Source organism: Methylorubrum aminovorans, from assembly GCF_022179725.1.
GTDB classification, from domain to species: domain Bacteria; phylum Pseudomonadota; class Alphaproteobacteria; order Rhizobiales; family Beijerinckiaceae; genus Methylobacterium; species Methylobacterium aminovorans.
The window spans coordinates 52,397-58,648 of sequence record NZ_BPRC01000026.1 but is presented as its reverse complement, the minus strand read 5'-3'; the positions used below and the strand labels follow the sequence as shown (position 1 = coordinate 58,648).

The 6,252-nt window shown below is 63.7% G+C and carries 7 protein-coding genes and 4 pseudogenes; 6 read left to right on the top strand and 5 right to left on the bottom strand.

Annotation, left to right across the window (positions count from 1 at the left end):
- Positions 1-371 (top strand): annotated as a pseudogene (locus tag MFF24_RS23125) (hypothetical protein); the annotation flags it as partial.
- Positions 372-447: 76 nt separating this feature from the next.
- Here MFF24_RS23125 and MFF24_RS23120 read toward each other — a convergent pair.
- The 5 genes and pseudogenes from MFF24_RS23120 to MFF24_RS23100 all read right to left on the bottom strand — a co-directional run.
- Positions 448-1,434, bottom strand: coding sequence for an IS481 family transposase (locus MFF24_RS23120; RefSeq protein ID WP_238228292.1), 987 nt, complete (start codon positions 1,432-1,434; stop codon positions 448-450).
- Between the two features lie 383 nt (positions 1,435-1,817).
- Positions 1,818-2,036, bottom strand: a pseudogene (locus MFF24_RS23110) (DDE-type integrase/transposase/recombinase); the annotation flags it as partial.
- On the bottom strand, positions 2,000-2,239 hold the full coding sequence (locus tag MFF24_RS29095) for a GNAT family N-acetyltransferase (protein ID WP_373322742.1): 240 nt from the start codon (positions 2,237-2,239) through the stop codon (positions 2,000-2,002). The pseudogene MFF24_RS23110 and the gene MFF24_RS29095, both read right to left, overlap by 37 nt.
- Before the next feature lie 159 nt (positions 2,240-2,398).
- Positions 2,399-2,629: pseudogene (locus MFF24_RS23105) on the bottom strand (integrase core domain-containing protein); the annotation flags it as partial.
- Positions 2,626-2,751, bottom strand: a pseudogene (locus tag MFF24_RS23100) (IS3 family transposase); the annotation flags it as partial. The pseudogenes MFF24_RS23105 and MFF24_RS23100, both read right to left, overlap by 4 nt.
- A gap of 212 nt (positions 2,752-2,963) precedes the next feature.
- Here MFF24_RS23100 and MFF24_RS23095 point away from each other — a divergent pair.
- From MFF24_RS23095 to MFF24_RS23075, 5 genes are all read left to right on the top strand, one after another.
- Positions 2,964-3,545 carry a recombinase family protein gene (locus MFF24_RS23095; protein WP_238228290.1) on the top strand — a complete coding sequence of 194 codons (582 nt, stop codon included), beginning with the start codon at positions 2,964-2,966 and terminating at the stop codon, positions 3,543-3,545.
- Between the two features lie 5 nt (positions 3,546-3,550).
- Positions 3,551-4,003, top strand: a complete 453-nt coding sequence (locus MFF24_RS23090; protein ID WP_238228288.1) for a hypothetical protein — start codon at positions 3,551-3,553, stop codon at positions 4,001-4,003.
- Positions 4,004-4,373: 370 nt separating this feature from the next.
- Positions 4,374-4,628 carry a hypothetical protein gene (locus MFF24_RS23085; RefSeq protein ID WP_238228286.1) on the top strand — a complete coding sequence of 85 codons (255 nt, stop codon included), beginning with the start codon at positions 4,374-4,376 and terminating at the stop codon, positions 4,626-4,628.
- A 52-nt stretch (positions 4,629-4,680) separates the two neighbouring features.
- Positions 4,681-4,884, top strand: a complete 204-nt coding sequence (locus MFF24_RS23080; protein ID WP_238228284.1) for a hypothetical protein — start codon at positions 4,681-4,683, stop codon at positions 4,882-4,884.
- A gap of 458 nt (positions 4,885-5,342) precedes the next feature.
- Positions 5,343-6,200, top strand: coding sequence for a manganese catalase family protein (locus tag MFF24_RS23075; RefSeq protein WP_238228283.1), 858 nt, complete (start codon positions 5,343-5,345; stop codon positions 6,198-6,200).
- Positions 6,201-6,252: the final 52 nt, after the last annotated feature.

The window sequence follows — 6,252 nt, the reverse complement described above, 5'->3', positions numbered from 1 at the left end:
CCATGACCGCCGAACCCGCCATGACCGCCGAACCCGCCATGACCGCCGAACCCGCCATGACCGCCGAACCCGCCATGACCGCCGAACCCGCCATGACCGCCGAACCCGCCATGACCGCCGAACCCGCCATGACCGCCGAACCTGCCGTGGCCACCGAACCCGCCGTGACCGCCGTGGTGCTGCGCAGCGGCCGGGATAGATCCCACAATGCTACCGGTCAGCAGCGCAAGCGCGGCGTAACCAGTGATACGGGCCGCTCTGAACCTGACGTGCATGGCACCTTTTCCTCATCGAGCATTGCCTCGGGACACAGGTCATCTGCCGGATGGGAGTTCGCCGCACCCATCTTGAGCAGGCCTGGGCAGTCGTGAATTAACGGCGGTGGTGCAGCAAGGTTCACAGGGGCAGGAGTGGAGCGTTGTGGCGATATCTCCAGTTCCTCTGGTCCTAGCTGTCTGGATGCGAGACCTCCTTGGCATCTGCGATGACCTGGAGGGCTCTGGGAAGAGCGTCTGGATCGGGCGGCTTGGGGCGCTTGTTCGCCAGTTCCGGCTTAGCGGCGAAGCGCTCGCGTAAGATCATGTCGGGTGAGCGGCCCTTCAGGACACGCTGACGTCGGCCGTTGTAGGCGCGGTTGAAGCCGGACAGCACCGCTTCAAGATCCTGGTGGCTGTAGAGGGTGATGCCCAGCACCTCGCGCTGCACCCGCCAGTTGAAGCGCTCGACCATGCCGCTGGTTGTCGGCGTGTAGGCTTTCGTCTTGCGATGCTGCACACCGTGCCGCTCGCAGGCGTGCTCGAAGTCATCGGCCGTGAAGCAGGAGCCACGGTCAGTCAGCACGTGCGTGACCCGGAACGGCAAGGCTGAAAGCGCCTCGTCCAAGAAGGCCATGGCCGAGGCGGTGGTCTCGTCGTCCTTGACGGCGAGGTGCACGTAGCGGGAGGCGTGGTCGATGGCGACGTAGAGGTAGCATTTGCGCAGCACGCGATCGCGATCCTGGAGCTTGGGCAGGTGCTTCACGTCCATATGCACGAAGCCGACCTCGTAGTCCTTGAACGTACCGTGCGGTTTGCGCGTGCGCTCGGCCGGCGGCCGGCGGTTAAGGCCTTCAGCCTTCAGGATGCGGTAGACGGCGTCCCGGTTCAGATGCGGCAGGAAGTGCGTGAGAATGAAGGTGAGATCGTCGAGCGGGAAGCCGGTGGCGCGACGAAGCGCGCAGACGATGGCACGCTCCTCCTCGCTCGCCTTCCAGGGTAACTTGTGCGGCCGCGTCGAGCGATCCTGATAGTCGGCCGGGCCGCGCTTGCGCCATTTGCGGATGGTCTCGGTGGAGACACCGTAGCGGCTCGCCAGCACACCCGAGCTCTCCTGGGAGCGGGCAATCTCGACGCGGACAGCGGGCGTGGTACGGGCATTCGGATGGATGGCGAGCATCAGCGGGACCTCCGGGAAGACTGAGCCCGGCGCAACCCGTCAAAGCGCCAGGCGTATTCCTCGATCGCCCAACGCACCCGATCCCAACAACGTTCCGCTACCAGACACCTGGCACTACTTTGGCAGGTTTGCGGGAACGAGGAGATGCCACGGAGGATTCGTACGGCAGGATGATCCAGCGCGGATGGTCGCGATGGGAGCAGACGATGACTGGCGCGTAGACCTGTCCCGTTGGCTCCAACCGTTCTTGACGGTCCTGTCGCATCCTGCCCGCCGCGCGATGTGTCCGCTCTACGTGGCCGGCCTGATCGGGTTGGGTGATCGCAAGAGGGCGTGTCGCAAACTTGGATCTGAGACGCGGAACGGCCTCTACCGTCCTGCTTTCACGCTTTGTTCGCCTGGGGAAGTCCGAAGCAGATCCCGAGTAGCTGGTTCTGCTCGCGCATGGTCCACGCACCGGCAAAGCCGAAGCCCTTGCGCAGCCACAGCATCGCCTCGAAGCCGCAGATCGTGCGGCGCGCCGTGTTGAACGAGCGGAACCCGCCCACGCGTGGAATGGGTCGTTTCACCCGGAAGTGGTCGCTCTCGATGCCCTGCTGTAGAACCCTTCGGCCTCTGAAGCCGCACTCACGAGCAGTCTGGTCAACCCAATTTCTCGTGCATAGTCTTCGACCATCGTGTCGAGCACACGGCCGTGCCCCTGTCTCCGCAGGGATGCTGTGATGGCGACCAGCCTTACGATGCCCGTCCCGTCCCGCAGGTCGTCCAGCCGCGTGGTGCCGATCCCATCCTTATCCAGCTTCAGAAGCAGCGCGTGATGGTGAGCAAAGCGCTCCTGCGGGCGAGCATCGTCGTAGCCGTCAAGACCTCTCTCCTCCCAGAGCGAGGAACGGCGGATGGCATGGTAGGCCTGCCAGTCGACGGCGTCGGTGATCGGCCCCCACGCGGTGGTCCAAGTTCTAAGTTAGTGCAGGGTCGGCCTTTGCTCCACGGGTCGCTTGGCCGGCGGAGCCGACCGGGTGAGCGCAGCCGGCCAAGCGGTGAAGGCCGGCACGAACACCTCCGGGGCCGGTGGTCGGTAGCCGAGCGAGGCGTGCGGGCGCACGCTGTTGTAGTGTCGTCGCCAACTCTCGATCACGATCTGCGCCTCCTTGAGCGTGTAGAAGATCTCACCGTTCAAAAGCTCGTCCCGTAGGTCACTTCCGTCACGCCGATGGCCCGGATCGCCTCCGCCACGCTCTGGCCCTGCGAGACCAGAACATCCACCTGCCGCAGCTTGGCGACCACGTCTTCCGGCTTGTGCCGCTTCGTTCCCATCTGTCCGTCCTCATCTGGCTCAAAAGCCATACCTCAGGGCGGACCACTTCAGGGGGGCGGATCATGTGCGATCGTGCATGGGCGAAAAACGAACGTTTTTCTGACAATCGGCATTGGCGCCTCGTCGGCACCCCGAAACAGCCCCGTTTATGTACGGAAAATATGATAGGAAATCTATTGTACGTATAAGGGTGTTGTGAGACTATCCTGCCATGCTCGTCGGATATGCCCGCGTCTCGACCCAGGATCAGAACCTCGACCTGCAGCGCGATGCGCTGACCAAGGCCGGTTGCGAGCGGATCTTCGAGGAGAAGAAGAGCGGCAAGGCCGGGACCAAACGCCCGGAGTTCGAGGCTGCCCTCGCCTATCTTCGTCCCACAGACGTCCTGGTGGTTTGGAAGCTCGATCGCCTCGGCCGCTCTCTCGTGGAGATGATGCGTACGATCGACGGCCTACGGATCAAGGAGATCCACTTCCGCTCACTGACCGAGCAGTTCGACAGCGCCACTGCCCACGGGCGCTTCGCTCTGCAGATGCACGGCGCCATGGCCGAGTACTTCCTCGACCTCAACCGCGAGCGCACCATGGAGGGTTTGAAGGCGGCCGTTGCCCGTGGCCGCAAGGGTGGACGCCCGAAGAAGCTCAGCGAGGCCGATCTGGAGGTGGGGCAGGCGCTGCTGGCTGCCGGCAACATCTCAATCGCCGCGATCGCCAAGCGCCTCGGGGTCAGCCGCTTCACGTTCTACCAGTACTTCCCGCAGGCGCGTGCGCGCAGCCAACAGGCAAAGGGCTGAGCGTCATGCCGATCCGCCCGGAGAACCGCTTCTTCTATCCGATCGACTGGCGCGAGTTGTCCGACGTGATCCGCTTCGGCCGGGCCAAGGGCTGCTGCGAGCAGTGCGGCCGGCCGCACGGGCAGCTCGTGTTCCATCTGGGTGAAGGCCGCTGGTGGGATGCTGGTGCGCAGACCTGGCGCAGCGGCAAGGGGCGTCCCCTCAAGCTGGCGCCGCTGGAATGCCTGCCGGCCGGCACAGACCTGCAGACCACCCGCGTCTACTTGGCATGTGCGCATCTGGACCATGACCCGGGCAACAACGACCCGAAGAACCTCAAGGCGCTCTGTCAGCGCTGTCACATCCTGCACGACCGCGCCGAGCACCTGCGCCAGCGCTGGCTCACCTATCGCTACAGGAAGGCTTTAGGCGACCTGTTCCTCGGCCCCTACCCGTTCCGGTACATCAGGCCCGACTGACGCCCAAGAGTCCAAAAGGTTGGCCGCGCCCGCGCGCAGTTCGACCTTATGTGCGTGAGCGTTGTCGAGGGCCGAGCACAGCTCAACCGCTGAGCTGAAGCGTGTCCGGGCCGCGACCTCTGTTTCCAGTGTCTCAATGATGACTGCCTGCCCGTCCCGGAAGGTCGTCACCTGGAAGGGAGGAGTGCACAGGTTCTTGGTCTTCATACCCCTGCTCGCCTCTGCAATCCGGCCCGCCAAAGGGCCCGGAGCTTAGCTGGAGCGGTCCCGCTTCGGGTCAACGGGCGTATGGATAATGGATATAACCCCGCCAGAAACTTCGCCGGATCAGGAGGGTTTCCACGGACGCGCAGAGTGCCTGGAGTGTGCTGTGGCCATCATCACCGTCACGTTCGGACTGCCGACCGGGGTTAGGCTTGTGGCAGCCAACACCGAACGCAAGGCTGCTCACTATGCCGAGGCTGTCGTCTACGACATAGCGCGCGAGGCCCTGCCGGTTTACATCTCCGTGTCCTGCGCTGATCCCGCCGTCCGCAAACGGCTAGCCGGGTATCTACTCGACCTGCAGACTGAATGCCTACGCGCGCCTGCGCCCCGCAGAAACGCGTCCGGTGCTCTTGGCTGACTGTAGGGCTTTCAACGGCTGCTCAACCCCGCTCGCCTCTCAGCAGATGCCCATGATGAGCGCCAATTCAAACACGCATCCGTCGGCGTCAGCGATGACCGACCACGGACCAGTCCTGGATGCCCGGACACGCCTGCGGCTCGGGCTACAGCTGCAGGCAATCTACGAATCCGTGCTGGACGAGGGGCTTGATCCACGCTTGGCCGAGCTGCTGCTGCAGCTGAAGAAAAATCAGGAAAAGGCACAATGCAGCTAGTTGCACGCTGGCTATGGTGTGCCGGCGAACTTACGGTGCAAGCTATGCCGTACGTGCATCGGCAAACGCCCTTTGAGGGGCTTGCCTTGTGCGGCGCACCATCTAATTTTGCATTATGCGAGATCGCGATGGCGTCGCGGTCCCGTAGCCCTTCTTGGGCGTTTCCTCCCTAGACTTCGGGCCGCTCCCTCACCGGGGCGGTCTTTTTTCGTCTTGGTGCCAGCCGTTTAGCCGCCCGCGACCTGCGCAACAAGCAAGATTCTTCTCATGCCTGCAATTGTCCGGTAGAATTTTTTATCCGACCGCGCCTGTCGGATCTGCTTCTGGCGCTGAAACACCTTAGGCGAATGAACCGGCCTGAACGGCCTGGGTTACGCAGTCCAGAAGGCGGCAGACCTGGGGAGGTGCCGCCATGCTGGTTCGCGCGATCGCGATCCTGCCTGATCAAAGGATCCACCATGTATTATCATGACAAGCGGCTCCAATATCCTGTGCGGGTTGAGAGCCCGGACCCAATCTATGCCCGTATGCTGCAGCAGGCCATCGGCGGCGTCGAAGGTGAGATCCGCGTCTGTATGCAGTACTTCTTCCAGGCGTGGGGTAACCGGGCGCCGAACTCGAAGTACCGCGACATGCTGCTCCACACGGCGACCGAGGAAATCGGTCACATCGAGATGCTCGCGACCGCCGTGGCGATGAACCTGGAGAACTCCCCCACCAAGGTTCAAGAGGCCGGCGCGGCCGATGCCATCGTCGGCGCCGTAATGGGTGGCGAGAACCCGCGCCACATCGCCGAGGGCATGCTGCACAAGCACCTGCTCTCCTCAGGCATGGCCGCCTTCCCCGGCAATTCCGACGGCGTGCCGTTCGACATGAACCACATCTACGCCAGCGGAAACCTCGCGGCCGACATGTATTGCAACGTCGCCGCCGAGGCGACGGGCCGAACGCTCGCGGTGCGCCTGTCCAATGCCACCAACGATCCCGGCATGAAGGACATGTGGAGCTTCCTCATCGCCCGCGACACGATGCACCAGCAGCAATGGCTCTCGGTCATCGAGGAGGTCGGCGGTCACGAGGGCGCCCTGCCGATCCCGAACTCCTTCCCGCAATCGGAGGAGAACCAGAAGTACAATTACAGCTTCTTTGCCACCAACCGTGACGGCGTTCCGCCGCCGGAAGGCCGCTGGACGAGCGGCCGCTCTCTCGACGGCAAGGGCGAGTTCAACGTGGTTCAGAATGCGCCGATGGGACAGGTGCAGGATCTCGGCCCAGCCCGGCCCGACAGCGGCGCCCAGAGCGAGCAGATTGCCTGACTTCGCGAAGGTGGGCGTCTGATACCAGGGGCCCACCCTCCCCGCCGCTTGC

What these genes read in the sequence shown, in the direction of transcription:
- MFF24_RS23120 (WP_238228292.1), bottom strand. Translation starts at nt 1,434, where the DNA reads ATGCTCGCCATCCATCCGAATGCCCGTACCACGCCCGCTGTCCGCGTC.
- MFF24_RS23095 (WP_238228290.1), top strand. Translation starts at nt 2,964, where the DNA reads ATGCTCGTCGGATATGCCCGCGTCTCGACCCAGGATCAGAACCTCGAC.
- MFF24_RS23090 (WP_238228288.1), top strand. Translation starts at nt 3,551, where the DNA reads ATGCCGATCCGCCCGGAGAACCGCTTCTTCTATCCGATCGACTGGCGC.
- MFF24_RS23080 (WP_238228284.1), top strand. Translation starts at nt 4,681, where the DNA reads ATGATGAGCGCCAATTCAAACACGCATCCGTCGGCGTCAGCGATGACC.
- MFF24_RS23075 (WP_238228283.1), top strand. Translation starts at nt 5,343, where the DNA reads ATGTATTATCATGACAAGCGGCTCCAATATCCTGTGCGGGTTGAGAGC.